The sequence below is a fragment of the Ferrigenium sp. UT5 genome, from assembly GCF_045866295.1.
Lineage (GTDB): Bacteria > Pseudomonadota > Gammaproteobacteria > Burkholderiales > Gallionellaceae > Sideroxyarcus.
Genome location: NZ_BAAFRY010000006.1, coordinates 21,755 through 41,207, shown reverse-complemented (window position 1 = coordinate 41,207; position 19,453 = coordinate 21,755). Strand labels below are relative to the sequence as shown.

Here is a 19,453-nt window from a genome sequence, read left to right as displayed (position 1 = left end):
AATAATGCGGGCAACCGGAACCCATTCGCTCATGTCCTCACTGACCCTCGCTCAACTGCATCCCGGCGACAGCGCCACCATCGTCACCATCCACGCCGAAGAGGCGTTGCACCAGCGCTTGCAGGCCCTCGGGATGCGCAGCGGCAAACGGGTCGAGCTGATCCGCCAGGCCGGTTTCTCCGGCCCGCTCCAGGTCCGCATCGGCACCACCGATGTCATGCTGCGCCGCAACGAGGCAAAAAAAGTCACGGTGTGCAAGGCATGAAAAGAATCGCCCTGCTCGGAATGCCCAACACCGGCAAATCCACCCTGTTCAACCGCATGACCGGCGGCGCGGCGCGTGTCGGCAACTGGCCCGGCATCACGGTCGAACTGCTGTCCGGCAAGATCCTGCTGGGCGGCGATATGGTGGAGATCATCGACCTCCCTGGCATCTACGACCTGCACGGTTTTTCCGACGACGAACAGGTGGTGCGCCATTTCCTGCACGACAACGTGCCCGACCTTGCCCTGGTCATCCTCAACGCCACCCAGATCGAACGCCAGATGAGCCTGCTGCTGCAATTGAAGCGGCTCAACCTGAACGTGGTGGTGCTGCTCAACATGGCGGACGAGGCGAAGAAATACGGCATCACCATCGACAGCAAAAAGATGGCCGAAATGCTCGACATGCCGGTCTTCCTGCTCAGCGGCAAATACGGCGCCGGCTACCCCGAAGCCCTGCAGGCCGTCGCCCGGGCGCTGCGCTATCCCACGCCCGGCATGGCCGAGCAATTGCGCAGCCAGCTGGAAGAAGACGCGCATCTTGAATCGGAAATGGCGCGTGTGCTGCACCATGCGGTACAGATTCCGGTGCAGATGCCGGAACATCTCAGCGACAAACTCGACCGCGTAATGCTGCACCCGTGGGCCGGGCTGCCGCTGTTCTTCGGCATCATGTATCTGCTATTCCAGGGCATCTTCCTGCTCGGGCAACCGCTCCAGTTATGGGTGGGCGACGCCCTCGGCTGGTTGCGCGGCGCCGCCCTCGAACCCGCGGTCGGCTGGCTGCCCGCGATCGTGCAGGGGCTGTTGTTGGACGGCCTCTATAACGGCGTCGCCACGGTCGCCGCATTCGTGCCGCTCATCATCCTGTTCTTTCTGTTCATGGCCATGGTGGAGGACAGCGGCTACCTGTCGCGCGCCGCCTTCCTGATGGACGCCCTGATGGCAAAGATGGGACTGGACGGGCGCGGCTTCGTCATGCTGCTGATGGGCTTCGGCTGCAACGTCCCGGCCTTGATGGGCACGCGCGTGATGCGCTCGCGCAGCCTGCGCCTGCTCACCATGCTGATCATCCCGTTCTCGCTATGCTCGGCGCGCCTGCAGGTGTTCGTCTTCATCACCGCCGCCTTGTTCTCGCCGGTGGCCGCGCCGCTGGTGCTGTTCAGCCTGTATCTGTCCAGCTTTGCCGCCGCCATCCTCACCGCGCTGCTGTTCAAGGGCAAGTACCAGAACAACGAGCCTTTCGTGCTGGAACTGCCGCCCTATCGCTTTCCCACCCTGCGCCAGATGCTGCTGCGCGGTTGGCAGGAGGTCAGCCATTTCCTGCGGCGCGCCACCCAATTCATCGTCGCCGGCGTGGTGCTGGTCTGGCTGCTCACCAACCTGCCGCCCGCCGCCGCACCCGGCGGGCCCGACACGTTTGCCGGGATGATTGGCAGCCTGCTCCACCCCCTCTTCGCCCCGGTCGGCATTGATGAACAGCTCACCATCGCGCTCATCTTCGGCTTCGTCGCCAAAGAGATCGTCATCGGTGCACTCGCCGTGATCTACGGCCAGTTCGGCGATGCGCTCGGCAGTGCGTTGGCCCAGCAACTGGATTGGGTGCAGGCCTACAGCTTCATGTTGTTCACCCTGATCTACACCCCTTGCCTGTCCGCCATCGCCACCCTGCGCAACGAAGCAAAAAGTACCGGCTTCGCCGCCTTCGTCATCGTCTGGTCGCTGGCGCTGGCCTGGCTGGTCAGCTTCCTGTTTTATCAAACGGCGCGCGCACTGGGCTATTGAACCTAAAAACCGCAGTTGACCGCTCCCGGGATGCCGCACGTCAATGAACAGAAGAGAATTTCGTTATATTTCCACGCTCATCTTTTGGGTGAATCGCCACGAAGTGTATTGCACGTCCCTCGCGGCGCACCCTGCAAAAACGCCCCGGTCAAGCCGGGGCGTTTCGTTTGCGGCGCAGCAATTGCGTGATCAGAACGACAATCTGATCCCGATATGCGCCCCATTTTCCAAGTCCGCAGTGGGCAGACCCTTGTCCAGGTTGAACTTGCTGTCACGATAGCCGATGTACGCCTGGGTCAATGGAGAAATGGAGAACTCGCCCCGGACCGCCAGTTGCGAAAAATGATTGACGTCACCAAAACTGATGATGCTGGGGGCGTAATGATATTCACCCACCACGGCAAAACGGCGATCAGCCGGCACCTCAAAGCGCACTTGCCCCCCCAGCGCAACTGCGGACACAAATTTGCGCGATGGCGCAACATTGTTCAGGGAAGCCGCAACGGCTTTCGCCCCGATTCCCAAAGTCAGCCCGGGCACACTCCCTTCTTCATTGAGCACCAGCAGCCCGGCATCCGCCATGGCATCGTTGTCGTCGTTGTACAAAAATGAGGCAAACAGGCTCGACTTACCGGCGATTCCGCTCGGCACGCCATATTTGAACTGGGCTGCGCTATTGCTCAAGTTGATATCCAGCGTATCTGCCATCGCCAGCGAACTTGCCAGCACCAATCCGATTGCAACATAACGACGTAGCATGAGCGACTCCTTATAAATGATGTTGGCGGAAGCGGTGAGATTCGAACTCACGGAGGACTTTCATCCTCGCTAGTTTTCAAGACTAGTGCCTTCAACCGCTCGGCCACGCTTCCAGTTGTCCCGGCACCGGCAGCCTGGCTGCGGCAGGGTCATGATGTCGGCGGGAGGGCGAACCCGGTTAACCCGCAAACAATGGCGCGCATGATACCTGAAAGGGCGACTTTTCCCAATGCGCGAAGATTCGGTCCCGCGCATTTTGCGGCTTGCCGTGCAGCCGGTTGATGGCAGCATGAATGCCGTCTGCCCGTCAGCGCCGGATTCGTGCCAGGACGCTCTCCGCCATTTCATCCAGCGGCACGACTTCATCCACCGCGCCCAGTTCGATCGCGGCGCGCGGCATGCCGAACACCACGCTGCTCGCCCGGTCCTGCGCGAAGTTGTACGCACCCGCCCGTTTCATCTCCAGCATCGCGGCGGCGCCATCCTTGCCCATGCCGGTCAGCATCACGCCGATGGCGCGGTTGCCCAGCACCTGTGCCGCCGAGTGGAACAGCACCTCCACCGAGGGCCGGTGGCGGTTGACGGGTGGCGCATCGCCAAGGACGATGCAATCGTCCGCTCCGTGGCGTGCCAGCGCGATGAGCGAGTGCCCCGGAGACAAATAGGCGTGTCCGCTCTGGATGTGTTCAAGCGGGGCGGCCACCTTGACCCGCATGGCGCACATACCGTCAAGCCGCGCCGCAAACGAAGGCACGAACATCTCCGGCATGTGTTGCGCGATCAGGATGGGTGGCGCATCTTTCGGCATCCTCCCGAGAAACACGCGCAACGCCTCCGTCCCACCGGTCGATGAACCCACCACGACAATCTTGCGTCGGTCATCTTTCAATTGTTTCAAGCCTGTTCGCCAGCGCATACACCGTCTGCCCGCGCAATCTGAAATACGCTGCCGCCTGATAGAAGTGTTCCGAATGCCCCGCGAACAGCAAACCGTTCGGCTTGAGCAGGGGCGCGAATTTCTTGAGGATGGCGAGTTGCGTCTCCTTGTCGAAATAGATCATCACATTGCGGCAAAAGATCGCGTCCAGCTTTGCGCGGATGGGATAGGCGGCATCCAGCAAATTGAAGCGCTTGAATTCGATCATGCGCTGCAACTCCGGGCGCACCATGAAATAACCGGCGTCGGCAGGCGTAAAGAATCGTTCGATTCGTTCCAGCGAGAGTCTCGCCACAGCTTCCGCCTTGTAGCGTCCGGCGCGCGCCGTGGCAATCACGCTACTGTCCAGATCGGAGGCGATGATGGAGACGGGTTGTTTGAAGCCCCCGAAAGTCTCGGCCACGGTAATCGCCATGGAATAGGCCTCCTCACCCGTCGAACAGGCCGAACACCACAGCTGGATCGGACCCGACTTGTCCAGCTTGCGCAGGTGCTCCGCCAGCAAAGCGAAGTGATGCGCCTCGCGGAAAAACGAGGTGAGGTTGGTGGTGAGCGAATTGGTGAACGCCTCCCACTCGGTTTCGCCACCGCGTTGCAACAGGGCGAGATATTCGCCGAACGACTTCAGCCAGGTGGCGCGCAGGCGCCGCGCGAGGCGGCTATACACCAGTTCCTGCTTGCTGTCGGCCAGCGCGATCCCGGCATGCTGGTGGATCAACGTGCGGATGCGCTGAAAATCCTGCTCGGTAAAGACGAATTCTCGATGCATCAAGTCAGTGCCGGATCCCGGTGGCCAAACTCATCCCGGCGAATGACACAGCAGGCTGCTATCCGTTTCCCCCGCCACCGCGATGCGTTCCAGCGCGGCCAGCACGCCCATGCTGTCGGCTTCCATCTTCGCCACGAATTCCATGCCGCGCAGGGCGTCGCCCGCACGGAACGCGGCGACGGCATCCTTGCCATTCTGGTGAAAATTCTGGTGCGGACTCGCCACCGCCTGGTAGCCGTCCAATTTGGCAAAACAATCCTTGCCTTCTCCTTCGAAATACCATTTTCCCAGACGGCATCCCGTGTGCGAGGCAAAGCTGTCGGCCGTCCGCTCGGAGATCCCCATGAACACCTTGTAGATTTCGAATTTGTACAGAATGTGGTCGATCTTGGCGACCTCCACGAAACTGCGCAGGGCGGCGGCGGAAATGGTGCCTTCCGAGTTGTGCATCAGCTCCAGCAGATGTTTCTGGCTGTCCACCACGCGTGTCACGTCGGAACCGAATTCATGCGACTTGGCCGCCCATTGTTCCATCTGTTCGCGCGCCGTGCTGCTCTCGCCCTAGATGGCGGTCACGATCACCGAGATTTCGCTGGTGGCCTTGGCGGTGCGTTCCGCCAGCTTGCGCACCTCGTCCGCCACCACCGCGAAACCGCGCCCCTGCTCGCCCGCGCGCGCCGCCTCGATCGCCGCATTCAGCGCCAGCAGATTGGTCTGGTCGGCGATCTCCTTGATCAGTTGCACGATGCTGCCGATCTGCGCCGCGCGCTCGGTCAGTCCCTGCACGCTGCCCGAAGTCTGCAAGGTGTCGTTGGAGAGGTCGGCCATGCTCTGCGCGATCTTCATCACCGCCTCGCGGTTGTTCACCACCTCGCCGGCCGCATCGATCGTGGTCTTCTTTTCCTGGCGCAGGCTGTCCGCCGCCGCCACCTGCGATTGCTGCAAGGCAATGAAGGATTCGCCAAAGCCCTGCATGTTGCTGTAAATCTTGTCCGCCACCTGGCAGTCGGTGCGCGCCGCGTTCGCCTCGCCGCGCAAGCGATCGCGCTCGGCGGTGAGCTGCGCCAATTCTCCCTGCAGGCGCCCCACCTCCTGCTCGGCCTGTTGCAGGCGGCTCATTGCCTGCTGGTGCTCCCGCCTCAATTTTCCGCAAAACATGATGCACTCCTTATTAAAAGCCATTCAAACCCGGAACCGAACCGCGCCCGACTTCACGCCTCAACGCGCACCTTCAGTTGCCGCGCACGTCACTCAACAGTTCCTTGATGTCCAGGATCAACACGATGTCCCCCTCGCTGGACATGGTCACGCCCGCCACGCCTTTCGGGCGGAAAGTGTCCAGCGACTTGATCACCACATCCTCGTGGCCGACAAAACCGTCGGCGGTGAGGATGAAGCTGTTGCTGCCGAACTGCATCAGCACGCCCACTTCGGAGTGCTCGTTGCTGCCCCAGCCGATCAGCTGCGTCAGCGGCAACACCGGCAACACTTCGCCGCGCACCACCATGGTGGCCTTGCCGGAGACTTGTTGCAGCCCTTCCTGGGTGACGGGCAAGATCTCGCGCACCATCGACAGCGGCACGGCAAACGACTGGTCGCCCAGCCGCAGCACCAGCACCGGCAGGATGGCCAGCGTCAGCGGCAGCGAAATGGCGATGGTGGTGCCGCGCCCCGGCTCCGACTGGATCTGGATGTTGCCGTTGAGCTTCTGGATGTTGGTTTTCACCACGTCCATGCCCACGCCGCGCCAGGACACGGCGGAGATTTCCTCCTTGGTTGAAAATCCGGGCAGGAAGATCAGTTCCAGGCATTGCGCCTCGTCCAGCGTGTTGGCCACCTCGTTGGTGATGAGCCCCTTTTCGATCGCCTTGTTGCGGATCACTTCCGGGCGCATCCCTTTGCCGTCGTCGGCGATGGTGATCAGGATGTGGTCGCCTTCCTGGCGCGCGGAAAGTTCCACGCTGCTCTTTTCCGGCTTGCCGGCGGCACGGCGCTCCGCCACGGTTTCCACGCCGTGGTCCACCGCGTTGCGCACCAGATGCACCAGCGGATCGTTCAGATCCTCGATCATGGTCTTGTCCATTTCGGTCTCTTCGCCTGACAGCACCAGTTCGACCTCCTTGCCCAGCGAGCGCGCCAGGTCACGCGCCAGACGCGGGTATTTCTTGAACAAGCGACCGATGGGCTGCATGCGGGTTTTCATCACGGCGTTCTGCAGATTGACCACCAGCATGTCGAGCTGGGTCACGGCCTGATCCAGCTCGCGCAAGAGCTCGGCATCGCTGCGGCCTTGCAACAGATCGGAGCGCAGATGGGTGAGGCGGTTCTTGGTCAGACCGATCTCGCCGGACAGATTGAGCACCTGATCCAGCCGATCGGTATCCACCCGGATGGTGGTTTCCTTGGCTTCCGCAGGCGGCACATCGCCGCTGCGGCGCCCCACGGTTGCACCGGGGACATCCGAGGCGCGGCGACCGAAGGCTTTTTTGGTGGACTCTTCCTCGTTGATCGCCTGCCTGATTTCTTCCGGATCGCGTTTCGCACCGACCGTTTCCACGATATCGCTGCCGGTCAGCGCCTTGTAGAGCGCGTCCCAATCCACCTGGTCGGCAGGAATGGCGGGCAGCGGCGCCTTTTCGGCATCCGCTCCGGGCGCCGGAGTCGCCGGCACGGACGCATGCAGGGCGACGGTTTTTCCTTCCAGTGCAGATTGCAGCGCCGCGATGATCTCATCCGGCGCCGCCGCAGGTTGCTGGCTTTGCTGCAGATTGCCGAACATGCGCCGCACCTCGGCGGTGGCGGCGAAGATCACATCCATCAGCTCCGCGCTCAAGGTCAGCTCGTTGTTGCGCAGCTTGTCGAACAGGTTCTCGGTCAGGTGGCACAGGGTGACCAGTTCGCCCGCGTTCAGAAATCCCGCGCCCCCCTTGATCGTATGAAAGCCGCGGAATATCTCGTTCAGCAATCCGCCATTGTTTGGATTCTTCTCCAGCCCCATCAACTTGCTGTCCACATCGGACAGCATGTCGCCCGCCTCCATCAGGAAATCGCTCAACAGGTCTTCCATGCCGGCAAAATCGTTCATTTTTTCAACTCCTGTTCAGTTCCCTCTCCCACCGGGAGAGGGTTAGGGTGAGGGAACACTCGTTCTACTTTTTTCGTCCGAGATGCTTCCTGCTGCCTTCCATCACCCCGGCCCTCCCCCGCAGGGGGAGGGAGCTAAAACCAATCGCGCTACCCAATCTAGAAGCCCATACTCTCCAACAGATCATCGACCTGGTCCTGGCTGGTCACCACATCGCTGCGGCCGTTTGCGTTAATCACCGGGCCGTTCAGCAGGCCGCTGTTGATTTCCGCCCTGACCGCAGCGGGCGCGTTCTCCAGCAACAATGCGAGCAACTGCTGTTCCATCTCCTGCGTCACCTGAATGATCTTCTTGATGACCTGCCCGGTCAGATCCTGAAAATCCTGCGCCATCATGATGTCCACCAGATAGGCGTTGGTCTCTTTGGTCTGTTTGGGGGTCTCGTGCAGAAAGGCATGGGTCTGGGTGACCAGCTCCCTGAACTGCTGCACGTCGAGTTTTTTCTGGAACAGCAAATCCCACTGCGTGGCCAGCCGGTGCGAATCGCTGCCCAGCTTCTCAACCAGCGGCTGTGCCGCCTCGGTCGCGTTGAGCACGCGCTCCGCCGCCTGCTGGGTCAGGGTCGCCACATAGTTGAGACGGTCGCGCGCGTCGGGAATGGTTGCGGCGGCTTTTTCGATCTCCTTGTGCAGCCCCAGCTCGCGCAAGGTGTCGTGCAACTTGCGCGCCATCTGCCCGACCTGGTTGATGACCCGGGCGGGCTCCGTCTCCGCATTGAGCGGGATCACCTTGGCCTGCGCCGCCGCGGGTTCATCCGTGTTCGCGGCGATGATGCTGTCGAACAGCGCCTCCAGATCGTCCGAGTCATTGTTTGCCGGATTGCTTGCCATGATTCACCTCACTTGTTCAATTGCGGGAACGCAGCAAAGATCTTCTTCAGTTTTTCATCCAGAGTCGCCGCCGTGAACGGCTTGACCACATAGCCGGAGGCCCCCGCCTGCGCGGCCTCGATGATGTTTTCCTTCTTCGCCTCGGCCGTCACCATCAAGACCGGCAGATGCTTCAGGGCGGCATCGGCGCGAATCGCGCGCAACAGCTCGATCCCGGTCATGTTGGGCATGTTCCAGTCGGACACCACGAAATCGAACGGGTCGCCGCGCAGTTTTTGCAACGCATCGACGCCGTCCACCGCTTCCTGCACATTGGTGAAGCCCAGCTCCTTGAGCAGATTGCGCACGATGCGCCGCATCGTGGAGAAGTCATCCACCACCAGAAATTTTGTGTTCTCTATACCCATTTTCATCCCCTCATACCCACCTTGTGGGTCGGGTTTCAACCCGACACCGTTGTCGGACTAAAGTCCGACCCACATCCTTACGTCAGCAGCGGCCGCAACGTGGACGACAACACCTGCGAATCGAACTTTGGCACGTAGTAGTCCACCCCCACACGCTTGCCCATCGCCCGGTTCGCATCCGACGACAAAGAAGAATGCATCACCACCGGGATGCCTTCGAAGCGCTTGTCGTTCTTGATGTTCTGCGTCAGCACATAGCCATCCATCACCGGCATCTCGGCGTCGGTCAGGATGACCTGGATCTGGTCGCGCAAATCCTGCCCGCTGCTCTGCGCGCCATCGGCCATCCCGCGCAGGCGCTCCCACGCCTCCTGCCCGTTATTCGCCTGGATATGCTTGACGCCCATCTTGTCCAGCACCTCGGTGATCTTGCGCCGCGCCACCATCGAGTCATCCGCGAAAAAGACGCACAATTCATGCCCTGCTTCGACCTTCTCGACGTTGCCGACGATGGCCTCGCCAAACGCATCGGACAAAATCTGCTCGACATCCAGGATCGACACCAGCGACCCGTCGTCCAGATTGGTGATTGCCGTGATCAGCGCGCCCTTATCGGAAAGCATCCCCTCGGTCGGGCGCACCTTGTCCCAGTCCACGCGGATGATACGGTCCACGTCCTTCACCAGAAAACCCAGGATGTGCGTGTTGTACTCGGCCACCATCATGGTCTGGTGCGGCGCGGTTTCCTTGACCCCCATGAACTTTGCCAGATTGAGCACCGGCATCACATGGCCGCGCAGACTGACGATGCCGTCCACCCCGCCCGGCATGTTCGGCGTGCGCGTGATCTTGCCGGCCTGCGACACCTCTTTCACCTTGAACACGTTGATGCCGAACTTCTCCTCGCCGCCCAGACTGAACAGCAGGATTTCCATCTTGTTGGTGCCGGCCAGATTGGTGCGCGCATCGACATGGTCGAGCAGGCTGTCGGACGAAGTCATGTCTTCTGTGTAGCTCATCGGTCTCTCCCTACGCCAACAGACGCGCCAGCGTCTGCGACAATTTCTGCGGCTCGAATTTCGGCACATATTCATCCACGCCGACGGCCTTGCCCAGTTGCTGATTGGAACTGCTCGACAGCGAGGAGTGCATCAGCACCGGGATGCCGTTGAAACGCTTGTCCGCCTTGATCTTGCGCGTCAGCATGTAACCGTCCATCTCCGGCATCTCCACATCGGTCAGGATGACCTGCACCATCTCCCTGAGCGGCGTATTGGAGGAATCGGCATAGTCCGCCATGCGCGACAGCTCTTCCCATGCCCTGCGGCCATTGATGGCAGAGATCGACTTCACGCCCATCGCTTCCAGCGTGCGCGCGATCTGATTGCGCGCCACGGACGAATCGTCGGCAAAAAACACCGTGCGGTTCTCCTTGCCCAGATGTCTGACCGCCTTGAAGATCATCTCGTCGCTGCCGAAATGCCCGGTCTCGGCCAGCACCTTCTCCACGTCCAGCATCATCACCAGCCGCTTGTCCTTCAGCTCGGTGATGGCGGTGACCAGCCCGCCCAGTTCCGCGACCAGCATCTCCGGCGGCACGCGCATCGCCGACCAGTCCAGACGCAGGATGTTGTCCACCGCCCTGACCAGAAACCCCTGGGTGTAGCCGTTGTATTCGGTCACGATCATGATGCCCGGCTGGCCGTCGGGCTCCATGCCGATGTACTTCGCCAGATCGATCACCGGCACCAGCGCCCCGCGCAGGCTGACCATCCCTTCGACTGCGGCCGGCATCTCCGGCGCACGGGTGATCTCGGGGATGCGCATCACCTCGCGCACCTTGAACACATTGATGCCGAAGGTCTCCTCGCGCCCGGTGCGCAAATCCTTGCCAAGCGAGAACATCAGGATTTCCAGTTTGTTGGTGCCCGCCAGCTTGGTGCGCGCATCGATGTTTTTCAGCAGGTCTGACATTGCTCTCTCTCCTCGCCTTCCTGTTGCGTCTCAAACGCGGAACTTGCCCACGGCCTGCTGCAATTCACGCGCGACCTGTTCCAGGCGCTGGATGTCCTGCGCGTTGGAATCCACTGCCGCGTGGTTCTCTTCCGCCATTTGCGCGATTTTCTCCACGTTCCGCGCAATCTCCGTGCTGGCCAGACTTTGTTCGCTGACCGACGCCGAAATATCGCGCACCCCGAGGCTGGACTTCCGGATCGCATCGCCCGTGCCGGCGAGAACTTCCGCCACACGCTCGACTTTCTCCTGGGTGGTGCGCAGGGCGCGCAGTCCCTCCTGCACGCTTGTTTCGACGTACCCTGACTTCTTGTTCAGGGCATTGGTCACCTGATCGATCTCGCTTGCCGATTGCGCCGATTTCTCCGCCAGCTTGCGCACCTCGTCGGCCACCACCGCAAATCCTCTGCCCTGTTCGCCGGCGCGTGCGGCCTCGATGGCGGCATTCAGCGCCAGCAGATTGGTCTGCTCGGCGATCTCCTTCACCTGCTGGGTCATGCCGGCAATGGCGCGCGTGCTCTCGACGAACTCCTTGACCGAGCTGGCGATCTGATTGACCGACGCCTCGACCTTGTCGATCTCCGCCATCATCACCGTCACGCTTTCATTGCCCTCGGTGGCTTGTTGCAGGCTCGACTCGGACTGCTTGCGCACGTCCTCCGAATTGTCGGCAACCGAATTGATGCTGACCGTGATTTCCTCCAGCGCGGCCGCCGTCGAGGCGGCCGCCTCGCTCTGTGCCCGGGATGCCTGGGTGATGCGGCCCGAGGCGCCGGCCAATTCGGTCGCCGTGGTCAGCACGGCGTTGGCGCCGCGATTGACATGGCCAATGGTCTGGCTGATGTTGGCCATCAGCGTGTTGTAAGCCCCCGCCGCCTGGGCAACCTCATCCTTGCCCACCACGTTGACCCGGCGCGTCAGATCGCCGTCGGCGGCCGTGCTGGCCATCCCCGCGCGCATCTCGCCGGTGGAGCGCGCAATGCCGGAGATCACCGAATAGGCCATGCCTCCGCCGACGATCAGCGCCAGCAACATGCCGGCCAGCATGATGATTTCGGCCAGATGCGCGCCTTTCATGGACTGCTCGAATGCCTGGTGTGCCCCCTCATCCTCGTGACTGGCAAGGGCGCGCCCCTTCTCGATCGCCGGGGTGAACAAGGGATTCATCTTCGTCAGCAGCGACTTGTCTGCCTGGGCGTAATTTCCGGACTTGATCAGCTCCAGCGTGGGCAGTAAGCCGGCTTCGTCAAAAGCGTTGCGCGCCTCGCGGAAGGCCTCCAGAAATTGCCGGCCTTTCTCACTGTGAGAGTTATTCCCCAGTTCGGCGAAATACTCATCGAGCTTCTTGTTGTTTTCCGCGATCGCCTCGAAATGCCGGGTAACCGGATGGTCGTGCAGCGCCGCCACCATCCCGTTTGGGTCGTGCTGCAAAGCCGCCATCACTTCGACCTTGTTGCTCTGGAGCGTGGTCATTGCCCGGTTCACGGTGCGGATCAGCAGGATGCGTCGCTCGGCGATATCCTGCGTGACCGTCTGCAAATTGGCGAACCCGATGTAGGCGGATGCGACGACCCCGGCACCAATTGCCATGAGGATGCACAGGAGCAGAATCAGCCTCCCTTTGATGGTCATGTTGCTCAACATCCCATCCTCCTTTAATCAGACTTTGAAGCGCCCCACCGTCTTGCTCAAATGGGTCGATATTTGTTTCATGCCCTGCACCGCGACAACGGTGCGCTGCACGATGGCATCGCTTTGCTGCGACATGCCGGCGATGCGCTCGATATTGCGCGCGATCTCCTGCGTGGCATCGCGCTGCGAATTGATCGAGCGCGAGATTTCTTCCAGGCCGTCGTTGACGCCGCCCACCGACCGGTTCGATTCGACCAGGATCTGAGTCACTTCCCCGACATGGGACTGGCTGGTTTGCAACGCATTCATGCCCAGTTGCACCGTGCGTTCGACCTGTTCGGACTGCGCCCCCAGCGATTGGGTGACCTCGTCGATCTGGCTCGCCGATTGCGCGGATTTTTCCGCCAGCTTGCGCACCTCGTCCGCCACTACCGCAAATCCTCTGCCCTGTTCGCCGGCGCGCGCCGCCTCGATGGCGGCGTTCAGCGCCAGCAGATTGGTCTGCTCGGCAATGTCGCGCACTTGCTGCGTCATGTTGGTGATGCTCTGCGTGTTGGCCACGAACTGGCCGACGGAATGGGCGATCTCCTGCACTGCCTTTTCCACGTTGCCCAGTTCCAGCACCATTTCCTGCAGGCTGCTCTGGCCGTGATTGGCGCGTTCCAGGCTTTCATGGGAAAGTTTCGCCACGCGCTCCGCGCCCTCCGCAACCATCCCGATGCTGCCGCTCACCTTTGCCACCGCGCCGGCCACTGCCGTTGCGGCGTCATTCTGTTTGTGCACGCTGTCGGCCAGCGTGGCCGCATCTTCCGCCAACGCATGGGCCGCAACCGATACCTGCTTCGCCTGGCCATCGACCTGGGAAACGATCACCTGGAAATTATTGGCCAGCGCGTTGAATGCCTGCACCGTCTGTCCGACTTCATCCTGGCTGCGCACCGGCGCGCGCTTCGCCAGATCGCCGCTCGCCTGCATCGCCAGCATCGCCTGCTGCAATTCATGGGTCGGGCGCGTGACAATGCTGATCAGCCAGCCGACCAGGAAATACAACAGAACCTGCACCAGCACCTGTGCCCCCCACAAGATCGTGTTTGCCTTTGTGATCAGGGCGAATTCTTCCGACAGGTCGAGGGTGATGCTCGCCGCACCGTTGACCGACCCCTCCGGCACGATGTGGCACATCAGGCAGTTGGTGCCGCGAAACGCCTTGCGCGCAATGAAGGGAACCACCACGCGCAGCGAATTCTTGCCGGAAGTTTCCGCCAGCGCGGTTTGCTGCTCGCCCGTTGCCAGGGCACGCCGGTCCAGGTCGTCCCGGGCCTGCTCGGAAGGCAGGCCCGGCCCGAATTGCTCGATCACCGGCGTATTGCGCATCACGCGCAGTTCAAGCACCTTGTTCGAGGCGCCCATCTTCTCCACATACAGCTTGCGCTGGTCGGCGTCGCTGATGATGCCGTTGAGCATCAGCATATTGAGGCCGTTCAACACGCCGTCGGCGGACACCTCGGCTTTTTGCCGCGCATCTTCCAGCACGCGCTCCTCGAACGTGCTCAAGGCTGCGCGCTGCGCCAGCACCATGATCACCAACAGAACCAGCTGGATTGGAAGCTGCAGCTTGCTCTTCAGCGAAAGTTTTCCCCACCATGCGTTCATGTCCGGCCCCTTCAATTCTTCGTGTGTTCAACTATCGGCCTGGTGCGGCAATTCTTTAGTTTTGTCACTCACCGGCGGCGCGGAACCTTCGGACACCGCATCCGTCGGTTGGACTTCCATTGCGGCGGCAACCCCGGAGGCGGCCTGCACCCCGGACGCGCCCAGCAATTCTTCCGGGTCGCCGTTCTCCGCATCGATCTGCACGGTGCCGCCGTCCTGGCGGGCCGCCTCTTCCGCTTTCTTGTTCATCACGATGATGCTGATGCGCCGGTTGATCGGGTTCAGCGGCTGCTCGCTGTCGAACAGCACCGCCGAGGACAGCCCCACCACACGCACGATCTTTTCATCCGCCAGACCACCGGCAATCAGCTCGCGGCGCGAGGCGTTGGCGCGATCCGCCGACAATTCCCAGTTGCTGTAGCGGCCGCCCGCCGTCAGATAAGGCTGCGCATCGGTGTGTCCGGACAGGCTGACCTTGTTCGGCATGGCGTTCAGCATCAGGCCGATCTCGCGCAGGATGTCGCGCGTGTAATCTTCCAGCCTGGCGCTGCCGCTCTGGAACATCGGACGGTTCTTCTCATCCACGATCTGGATGCGCAGCCCCTCGGTGGTGAGATCGAGCAGGATCTGACTCTTGAACTGCTGCAACTTCTTGTTGCTCTCGATGGCGGCCTCGATATTTTTTTTCAGTTGCCGCAACTGATCGATTTCTTTCTTCGCCTCCAGGCGCAGGAACTCCTGTTGCGCCGCTTTCAGATTGATGACTTTCTTTTCCGGCGGCAGTTCGCCCTGCTTCACCTGCCCCTGGCTGCGCGTCAGATCCTGGCCGCCGCCCTTGATGATGCTCGAACTGTCGCCGCTGCCGGAGCCGCCCATCAGCGCCACCTTGAGCGGCGTCTTGAAGTATTCCGAGATGCCCTGCAAGTCGCCCTTCGCCGTCGAACCCAGCAGCCACATCAGCAGGAAGAACGCCATCATCGCCGTCACGAAGTCCGCATAGGCGATCTTCCACGCGCCGCCGTGGTGGCCGCCGGCGACTTTCTTGATGCGCTTGATGACGATGGGGCGCTTGTTCTTGTCTTCAGCCATGGTCGCGCGCTCAACGTTTCTGCTTGACGTGATCTTCCAGTTCGGCGAAGCCGGGGCGGTCGGTCGAGTTCAGCACCTTGCGCCCGAACTCCACCGCCATGGCCGGCGCGTAGCCGTTCAGATTCGCCAGCAGCACGACCTTGATTGCCTGGTACATCTTGCTGCCCTCTTCCGCCTTCTGTTCAAGCAAGGCCGCCAGCGGCCCGACGAAACCGTACGCCAGCAAAATGCCGAGGAAGGTGCCCACCAGCGCGTGCGCGATCAGCATGCCCAGTTCGGCGGGCGGAATGCCGACCGATTCCATGGTGTGCACCACGCCCATCACCGCGGCCACGATACCGAAGGCCGGCATGCCGTCCGCCAGCTTGGCGATGACGTGCGAAGAGACCAGCGCCTCGTGGTGATGCGTCTCGATCTCGACATCCATCAGGTTCTCGATCTCCATCGCATTCAAATTGCCGCTGACCATGATGCGCAGATAGTCGGTGATGAACTCGACCACGTGATGGTCGGACAATATCTTCGGATACTTGGAGAAGATGGGACTCTCTTCCGGTTTTTCGACATCGCCCTCGATCGACATCATCCCTTCCTTGCGCACCTTGCCGAGCAACTCGTACATGAGCGCCATCAGCTCCATGTAGGTTTCCTTGCTGTACTTGGAACCCTTGAGCAGGCTGGGCGCATCCTTGAAGGTGGCCTTGATCGCTTTCATGTTGTTGCCGACGAAGAACGCACCCAGCGCCCCGCCGCCGATCATCAGCAATTCAAGCGGCTGCCACAGCGCGCCCAGATGCCCGCCGGCCATGGCGAAACCGCCGAACACCGACCCCAACACCACCACATACCCAATGATGACCAGCATGGCTCCACCCCTCACCGATTCGTTTCAATTACGCTTCATGCTAGCAGCGGCTGTCTGGCTTCATCCGCCGAACAGCCCGGCTTTTCGGCAACTGTTCTTTTTTTACGACGGGCAGATACCCATAAAAAACCGCTACTGCTGAAGCTCTGCATTAGTAGCGGCAACATTCGGTAAAACTTTAGAAGAGTAATGCGGGTCGGGCTGCTTCGTCGGACTGAAGTCCGACCTACAAACCCCCGCTGCTCCCTGTGGGTCGGGTTTTAACCCGACAGGAGGTTGGATTTATCCTGAGATGTCGGGTTGAAACCCGACCTACTGGGTGGCAACAACACCTTCCGCCTGCTTGGCTTTTTTGGTCTTGCCAGCGCGTGACGGCGGCTTGCAGATGCCGCAGACATAGGTTTCGCACAACTCGTGCGTATGCACCACGAACTGGCCGCTGCATTCGTGGCACGTGGTGAGCTGCATCATGTCCGCCTCAAAAAAGCGAATCAGGAACCAGGCGCGGGTGATGCTCAAAACCGGCTCGTCATCGCCCGTTTCGGATTGTTCCAGATACAGCCGGTAGCTCTTGACCAGCGCCTCGACGCCGGTCAGCCCCGCATGCTTTGCCATGAACTGGTGAATCCCCATGAACAGGGAAGAATGGATGTTCGCCGACCAGCTCATGAACCAGTCGGTGGAATAGGGCAGCATGCCCTTGGAAGGCGACTCGCCCTTGACCTCCTTGTACAGCTTGAGCAGGCGCTCGCGCGAAAGGTGTGTCTCTTCCTGCAACAGTTGCAGGCGCGCCCCCAGATGGATCAGGTCCACCGCGATCTGGATCTCGCGTGCCTCGTTCACCACACTCTTGTTGCGCATTGCTTCGCTCCCCGTTCTTGTGGGTCGGACTTCAGTCCGACATGTCGGACTAAAGTCCGACCTACACAGCCAGTGCCTCGACCGGCTGTCCCGCCATCAGGATGGTGGCGTGCGCCTTCGACATCATGCGATCCTTGTTGTAATCGGTAACCATGTTGAGCAGCAGGCGCTCGTCGAAACGGAAGCGGCACAGCAGCATGTTGGAGGCGGCCATCTTCAGCAGTTGCGCGGGTGACAGCCCGGCGATCAGCTCGGCCATCTCCTCGCTCACCCCCAGACGAAAGATCGCGCTCGCCTTGTCGTTGCGGATCATCTGCTGCGCCAGCATCATGTAAGAAAGATTGGTTTCGCGGATTTCTTCGTGCACCTGATTCGTGTTCATCATGCCCCCTCAAGAATGCTGTCTCAATTCGACGGTCGCATTCTGCGGGGATGAAGCACAGAAAAAAATCGGAGGTCTTCCGATTTTCACCTAGGAAGGTTCTGCACGGTACGACTAGGAAAGTTTCCTACAAAAAAAGAACCCCCTCTGCCCGGGGATTGATCCCGGCAAAGGCGGTCAGGTGATATGCCATGCCGGGAGAAGGGTTCAGCATGTTGCACGTACAGGTCATCGGCAGGGCTGGCAGAAACTTTAGGGCAAGTTTGGAAATTATCTATCTGCGCTGTAGCACCAATACGCGGCGGCACGAGGGTTTATCCAAATGGCGCGGAATCAATCGACCAATTTGTCGCAACCTTTGTTTGCTATCTTGCACGACATTTCATAGTGGCGTCTGGCTGCAGTCATTTCTCCCATTGCTTCATAAGCTTTCCCCTTACCCAAGAATGGACGGCTATCCAAATTCCTGCCTGATGACTGCATAATCTTTATCGCCATATCGAAAGCCCGGATAGCCTCTTCAGGCTGGCCTACTTTCAGGTACAAGGCTCCCAAGTTGGTATATGCAAATGGAGAGTTTGGATTAAGACGAATCGCCATTTCAAAGTCACTTCGTGCATCAGTGAATTGATTTAATTCAAGTCGCTCAAGGCCGCGATTGTTATAGATCCGCGCACTTCCAGGCAGTGGTGCGTCCTGTTTCAACAACTTTGCCGCATCATCCCAAAGTGTCAGTGGATGGGAAAATGTAGCCAGCCGGTCCATCGAAATCGGAATCATGGCCAGCGCAATCGCAGCAATCACAACACCCGCCATGTGCTTGTCCAGCCGGTCCAGCAGCAGCGGCAACACCGCGCATGCCCCCGCCGCCCACAGATAGCTGCGATACAGCACGAAACTTTCCTGGATGCGCACGGTGGAAAACTCCGGCAGGAACATCAGCCACGGAAACAACAGCGCAAAGCCAAGCAATCCCAGACGCCCCCGCTTGAACAGCAGCCACCCCGCCAGCGCGCCCCAAGCCAGGAAAGCGAAAAAGGCTGCGAGATAGCCTGACCACAGCGAAGTCGCAAACGGTTCGCGCATGTCCACCGACATCCAGTGCGGATTCGGGAACAGCCACAGAGCTGCATACTTGAAAAATAGCCATGTTTGCGTCAATACACTTAACGGATAATTGAGATTGCTTTCCGGCTCGGCCAGCATTTCCGGCGCACCAGGCTCATACACCGAACCCAGAATGCCAATCTTCGAGAACAGGACAAACAGCGCCACGCCGCACATTGCCAGCAGCACTGTCCAATTTCGTTGAAATTTTTCCTTCCAGTCGCTATGCAGCATTACGGTCAGTGCCAGCAATACCGCAGGCAGCATGATCGCGTGTTCCTTGCTAAACACTGCAAGGTAATAAAAAAATGCGCTCGCCCACAGCCACGGTTTGCTTTCTCGCTCATCGCCGTGCAACCAGGCCAGCATCGCCAGCAGACTGAACAAGGTTGCCATCAGGATGGTGCGCTGAACCAGATAACCCGCCGCATAGACTGCGACGGGGTGCAGGGCAAACAACAACGCGGCGCAGAACGCCAACGTATCGGGCGACAACTTCGATGCCGTCTGTAGGTCGGGTTTCAACCCGACAGCACCATGGGATTCGACGGGCCGTGTCGGACTGACACCCGCGAGGGGTAGGCCGTGGCTGTACGGGGCTGACGCCCCTACACCACACGCACAGTCCGACCCACCAACCGCCCCGAACACACGGGATAAAAAGAAAAACAATACCACGGCAACCGCCGCGTGCAGCAGCAGGTTCTCGATGCGAAAGTGCAGCATGTCGAGACCAAAAGCTGCCTTGCCCCAGGCCAGCGTCGCGTAAGGCAAGGAACGTAATTCAAGGGGCGAATAACGATAATCATCCACCGGCTGATGGCCGCTGGCGTTGACCATGAAGAATGGCGAATCGTCGAACACGATCGGGTTCCACAGAAACTGACCATACAGCATTGCGGTTGTGCAGATCAAAACCATCACATAGATTAGTTTCCGTTTGATTGACATCATC

The 19,453-nt window shown here is 60.3% G+C and carries 18 protein-coding genes, 1 tRNA gene and 1 pseudogene; 2 read left to right on the top strand and 18 right to left on the bottom strand.

Annotation, left to right across the window (positions count from 1 at the left end; translation table 11 throughout):
* Positions 1–31 precede the first annotated feature (31 nt).
* Positions 32–265: a ferrous iron transport protein A gene (locus ACKTSJ_RS03465; RefSeq protein WP_407897420.1), complete on the top strand. Its 234-nt coding sequence runs from the start codon at positions 32–34 to the stop codon at positions 263–265.
* Complete coding sequence (gene feoB / locus ACKTSJ_RS03460) at positions 262–2,049, top strand: ferrous iron transport protein B (protein WP_407897418.1); 1,788 nt, start codon at positions 262–264, stop codon at positions 2,047–2,049. Before ACKTSJ_RS03465 ends, feoB begins: the two co-directional genes overlap by 4 nt.
* 189 nt (positions 2,050–2,238) lie before the next feature.
* Here the strand turns inward: feoB and ACKTSJ_RS03455 are convergent, their stop codons facing one another.
* From ACKTSJ_RS03455 to ACKTSJ_RS03370, 18 genes and pseudogenes are all read right to left on the bottom strand, one after another.
* The gene (locus tag ACKTSJ_RS03455) at positions 2,239–2,808 is read right to left on the bottom strand and encodes a YfaZ family outer membrane protein (RefSeq protein ID WP_407897416.1); all 570 of its coding nucleotides are present in this window, start codon (positions 2,806–2,808) and stop codon (positions 2,239–2,241) included.
* A gap of 23 nt (positions 2,809–2,831) precedes the next feature.
* Positions 2,832–2,921: transfer RNA gene (locus ACKTSJ_RS03450), tRNA-Ser, on the bottom strand.
* A 194-nt stretch (positions 2,922–3,115) separates the two neighbouring features.
* Positions 3,116–3,706, bottom strand: a complete 591-nt coding sequence (locus ACKTSJ_RS03445; protein WP_407897415.1) for a CheB methylesterase domain-containing protein — start codon at positions 3,704–3,706, stop codon at positions 3,116–3,118.
* Positions 3,687–4,514, bottom strand: a complete 828-nt coding sequence (locus tag ACKTSJ_RS03440; protein ID WP_407897413.1) for a CheR family methyltransferase — start codon at positions 4,512–4,514, stop codon at positions 3,687–3,689. The genes ACKTSJ_RS03445 and ACKTSJ_RS03440 overlap by 20 nt, the downstream gene beginning before the upstream one ends.
* 30 nt (positions 4,515–4,544) lie before the next feature.
* On the bottom strand, positions 4,545–5,048 hold the full coding sequence (locus tag ACKTSJ_RS03435; protein WP_407897411.1) for a CZB domain-containing protein: 504 nt from the start codon (positions 5,046–5,048) through the stop codon (positions 4,545–4,547).
* A gap of 44 nt (positions 5,049–5,092) precedes the next feature.
* Positions 5,093–5,303, bottom strand: a pseudogene (locus tag ACKTSJ_RS03430) (methyl-accepting chemotaxis protein); the annotation flags it as partial.
* Positions 5,304–5,745: 442 nt separating this feature from the next.
* Complete coding sequence (locus ACKTSJ_RS03425) at positions 5,746–7,599, bottom strand: chemotaxis protein CheA (RefSeq protein ID WP_407897410.1); 1,854 nt, start codon at positions 7,597–7,599, stop codon at positions 5,746–5,748.
* A 158-nt stretch (positions 7,600–7,757) separates the two neighbouring features.
* Positions 7,758–8,489 carry a protein phosphatase CheZ gene (cheZ, locus tag ACKTSJ_RS03420; RefSeq protein WP_407897408.1) on the bottom strand — a complete coding sequence of 244 codons (732 nt, stop codon included), beginning with the start codon at positions 8,487–8,489 and terminating at the stop codon, positions 7,758–7,760.
* Positions 8,490–8,497: 8 nt separating this feature from the next.
* Positions 8,498–8,896, bottom strand: coding sequence for a chemotaxis response regulator CheY (cheY, locus tag ACKTSJ_RS03415; RefSeq protein ID WP_407897406.1), 399 nt, complete (start codon positions 8,894–8,896; stop codon positions 8,498–8,500).
* Positions 8,897–8,973: 77 nt separating this feature from the next.
* Positions 8,974–9,915 (bottom strand): chemotaxis protein, encoded by a 942-nt coding sequence (locus ACKTSJ_RS03410; protein WP_407897404.1) that lies wholly within the window; start codon positions 9,913–9,915, stop codon positions 8,974–8,976.
* A 10-nt stretch (positions 9,916–9,925) separates the two neighbouring features.
* A complete protein-coding gene (locus ACKTSJ_RS03405; RefSeq protein ID WP_407897402.1) occupies positions 9,926–10,870 on the bottom strand; it encodes a chemotaxis protein in 945 nt (314 codons plus the stop codon).
* A gap of 30 nt (positions 10,871–10,900) precedes the next feature.
* Positions 10,901–12,553 carry a methyl-accepting chemotaxis protein gene (locus ACKTSJ_RS03400; protein WP_407897400.1) on the bottom strand — a complete coding sequence of 551 codons (1,653 nt, stop codon included), beginning with the start codon at positions 12,551–12,553 and terminating at the stop codon, positions 10,901–10,903.
* 15 nt (positions 12,554–12,568) lie between these two features.
* Positions 12,569–14,194: a methyl-accepting chemotaxis protein gene (locus tag ACKTSJ_RS03395; protein WP_407897399.1), complete on the bottom strand. Its 1,626-nt coding sequence runs from the start codon at positions 14,192–14,194 to the stop codon at positions 12,569–12,571.
* 27 nt (positions 14,195–14,221) lie between these two features.
* A complete protein-coding gene (gene motB / locus ACKTSJ_RS03390) occupies positions 14,222–15,283 on the bottom strand; it encodes a flagellar motor protein MotB (protein WP_407897398.1) in 1,062 nt (353 codons plus the stop codon).
* 10 nt (positions 15,284–15,293) lie between these two features.
* The gene (gene motA, locus ACKTSJ_RS03385) at positions 15,294–16,148 is read right to left on the bottom strand and encodes a flagellar motor stator protein MotA (RefSeq protein WP_407897396.1); all 855 of its coding nucleotides are present in this window, start codon (positions 16,146–16,148) and stop codon (positions 15,294–15,296) included.
* A gap of 312 nt (positions 16,149–16,460) precedes the next feature.
* The gene (flhC, locus tag ACKTSJ_RS03380; RefSeq protein WP_407897394.1) at positions 16,461–17,009 is read right to left on the bottom strand and encodes a flagellar transcriptional regulator FlhC; all 549 of its coding nucleotides are present in this window, start codon (positions 17,007–17,009) and stop codon (positions 16,461–16,463) included.
* 61 nt (positions 17,010–17,070) lie between these two features.
* Positions 17,071–17,391, bottom strand: a complete 321-nt coding sequence (flhD, locus tag ACKTSJ_RS03375) for a flagellar transcriptional regulator FlhD (RefSeq protein WP_407897539.1) — start codon at positions 17,389–17,391, stop codon at positions 17,071–17,073.
* Between the two features lie 333 nt (positions 17,392–17,724).
* Positions 17,725–19,452 carry a tetratricopeptide repeat protein gene (locus ACKTSJ_RS03370; protein WP_407897392.1) on the bottom strand — a complete coding sequence of 576 codons (1,728 nt, stop codon included), beginning with the start codon at positions 19,450–19,452 and terminating at the stop codon, positions 17,725–17,727.
* Between the last annotated feature and the right edge of the window lies 1 nt (position 19,453).

What these genes read in the sequence shown, in the direction of transcription:
- motB (WP_407897398.1), bottom strand. Translation starts at nt 15,283, where the DNA reads ATGGCTGAAGACAAGAACAAGCGCCCCATCGTCATCAAGCGCATCAAG.
- ACKTSJ_RS03370 (WP_407897392.1), bottom strand. Translation starts at nt 19,452, where the DNA reads ATGATGTCAATCAAACGGAAACTAATCTATGTGATGGTTTTGATCTGC.
- ACKTSJ_RS03425 (WP_407897410.1), bottom strand. Translation starts at nt 7,599, where the DNA reads ATGAACGATTTTGCCGGCATGGAAGACCTGTTGAGCGATTTCCTGATG.
- feoB (WP_407897418.1), top strand. Translation starts at nt 262, where the DNA reads ATGAAAAGAATCGCCCTGCTCGGAATGCCCAACACCGGCAAATCCACC.
- motA (WP_407897396.1), bottom strand. Translation starts at nt 16,148, where the DNA reads ATGCTGGTCATCATTGGGTATGTGGTGGTGTTGGGGTCGGTGTTCGGC.
- ACKTSJ_RS03465 (WP_407897420.1), top strand. Translation starts at nt 32, where the DNA reads ATGTCCTCACTGACCCTCGCTCAACTGCATCCCGGCGACAGCGCCACC.
- ACKTSJ_RS03440 (WP_407897413.1), bottom strand. Translation starts at nt 4,514, where the DNA reads ATGCATCGAGAATTCGTCTTTACCGAGCAGGATTTTCAGCGCATCCGC.
- ACKTSJ_RS03400 (WP_407897400.1), bottom strand. Translation starts at nt 12,553, where the DNA reads ATGTTGAGCAACATGACCATCAAAGGGAGGCTGATTCTGCTCCTGTGC.
- flhD (WP_407897539.1), bottom strand. Translation starts at nt 17,391, where the DNA reads ATGAACACGAATCAGGTGCACGAAGAAATCCGCGAAACCAATCTTTCT.
- flhC (WP_407897394.1), bottom strand. Translation starts at nt 17,009, where the DNA reads ATGCGCAACAAGAGTGTGGTGAACGAGGCACGCGAGATCCAGATCGCG.
- ACKTSJ_RS03405 (WP_407897402.1), bottom strand. Translation starts at nt 10,870, where the DNA reads ATGTCAGACCTGCTGAAAAACATCGATGCGCGCACCAAGCTGGCGGGC.
- ACKTSJ_RS03395 (WP_407897399.1), bottom strand. Translation starts at nt 14,194, where the DNA reads ATGAACGCATGGTGGGGAAAACTTTCGCTGAAGAGCAAGCTGCAGCTT.
- ACKTSJ_RS03435 (WP_407897411.1), bottom strand. Translation starts at nt 5,048, where the DNA reads ATGGAACAATGGGCGGCCAAGTCGCATGAATTCGGTTCCGACGTGACA.
- cheZ (WP_407897408.1), bottom strand. Translation starts at nt 8,489, where the DNA reads ATGGCAAGCAATCCGGCAAACAATGACTCGGACGATCTGGAGGCGCTG.
- ACKTSJ_RS03455 (WP_407897416.1), bottom strand. Translation starts at nt 2,808, where the DNA reads ATGCTACGTCGTTATGTTGCAATCGGATTGGTGCTGGCAAGTTCGCTG.
- ACKTSJ_RS03410 (WP_407897404.1), bottom strand. Translation starts at nt 9,915, where the DNA reads ATGAGCTACACAGAAGACATGACTTCGTCCGACAGCCTGCTCGACCAT.
- cheY (WP_407897406.1), bottom strand. Translation starts at nt 8,896, where the DNA reads ATGGGTATAGAGAACACAAAATTTCTGGTGGTGGATGACTTCTCCACG.